Origin of the sequence: Streptomyces sp. SID5785 (genome assembly GCF_009870065.1) — a bacterium.
Lineage (GTDB): Bacteria > Actinomycetota > Actinomycetes > Streptomycetales > Streptomycetaceae > Streptomyces.
In genome coordinates this window covers 1-1,427 of the sequence record NZ_WWIA01000282.1, presented here as the reverse complement: position 1 = coordinate 1,427, position 1,427 = coordinate 1, and the positions used below count along the sequence as shown (strand labels likewise).

1 protein-coding gene is annotated in these 1,427 nt (G+C 76.5%); it reads left to right on the top strand.

Annotation, left to right across the window (positions count from 1 at the left end; translation table 11 throughout):
- Positions 1-103: 103 nt before the first annotated feature.
- Positions 104-1,267 (top strand): inositol-3-phosphate synthase, encoded by a 1,164-nt coding sequence (locus GTW43_RS08900; RefSeq protein WP_161301082.1) that lies wholly within the window; start codon positions 104-106, stop codon positions 1,265-1,267.
- Positions 1,268-1,427: the final 160 nt, after the last annotated feature.

Genomic DNA, 1,427 nt, shown 5'->3' with positions numbered 1-1,427 from the left:
GAGGACGCCGGACCTCCGCCCGCCGTCCCGCCCGGCCACCCCGGTGGCGGGCACCACCACCCCGGCCACCACCCCCGGTTCGCGTTCGACAAGGAGGCTGCCCATGTCCACCGAACCGTCCTCCCGCACCGTCCCCACCACCCCCGACCCCGAGTCCGCCCCGCGCTTCGGCGTATGGCTCATCGGCGCCCGCGGGTCCGTCGCCACGACCGCCGTAGCCGGCTGCGCGGCCGTCGCCGCCGGACTCCATCCACCGACCGGCATGGTCACCGAGACCACCCCCTTCACCGACTCCGGGCTGCCGCCCCTGACCTCACTCGTCTTCGGCGGCCACGACACCGTCGACTGCCCGCTGCCCAAACGCGCCGAGCACCTCGCCGCCGGAGGCGTCCTGCCGCACGGACTGCCCGCCGCGGTCCACGCCGAACTCGCCGCGGCGGACCGCGAGATCCGCCCCGGCGGACCGCTGTCCGGCACCGACGACGACCGCACGAGCGACGCCCTCGTCGAGGCCTTCGCCGAGGACCTCACCGACTTCGTGCGCCGCCACGACCTCGCCGGCGCCGTCGTCGTCAACGTCGCCTCCACCGAGCCCGCACCCACCGACGGCTCCCTCCCCCCGAGCTCCCTGTACGCGGCCGCCGCGCTCCGCGCCGGCTGCCCCTACGTCAACTTCACGCCGTCCACCGGCCTGCACCACCCGGACCTCGCCGAGCTCGCCGCGACCGCGCCCGTCCCGCACGCGGGCCGCGACGGCAAGACCGGTCAGACCCTGCTGCGCTCCGTCCTCGGCCCGATGTTCCTGCAGCGCGCCCTCGACGTCCGCGCCTGGTCGGGCACCAACCTCCTCGGCGGCGGCGACGGCGCCGCCCTCGCCGACCCCGCCGCGGCCGCGGCCAAGAACGCCGGCAAGGAACGCGTCCTCGCCGACACGCTCGGCAGCGCCCCCGAGGGCGAGGTCCACATCGACGACGTCCCCGCGCTCGGCGACTGGAAGACCGCCTGGGACCACATCGCCTTCGACGGCTTCCTCGGCGCCCGCATGGTCCTGCAGACGACGTGGCAGGGCTGCGACTCCGCCCTCGCCGCACCGCTCGTCCTCGACCTGGCCCGCCTCCTGCTGCGCGCCCGGGCGGTCGGACTGACCGGCCCGCGCCCCGAACTCGGCTTCTACTTCAAGGACCCCGACCAGGGCGCCACCTCCTCCCTCGGCGAGCAGTACGCCGCCCTGACGGACTTCGCGAGCCGCCTGCGAGGCCAGGAGTGAGCGCGCCCGGGGCCGACCCCGACGCGAAGCCCGGGCCCGGGGCCGAGCCCGGTGCGAGGCCGGGAACGGGAACCCGGATCGGCTCCGGCTCCGAGACCGGCTCCGAGGTCGGATCCGGAGCCGAGACACCGGCCGGGCGGCGGGGCACGGATGCCACCGG

Coding starts and splice junctions, on each gene's coding strand:
- GTW43_RS08900 (WP_161301082.1), top strand. CDS start 104: ATGTCCACCGAACCGTCCTCCCGCACCGTCCCCACCACCCCCGACCCC.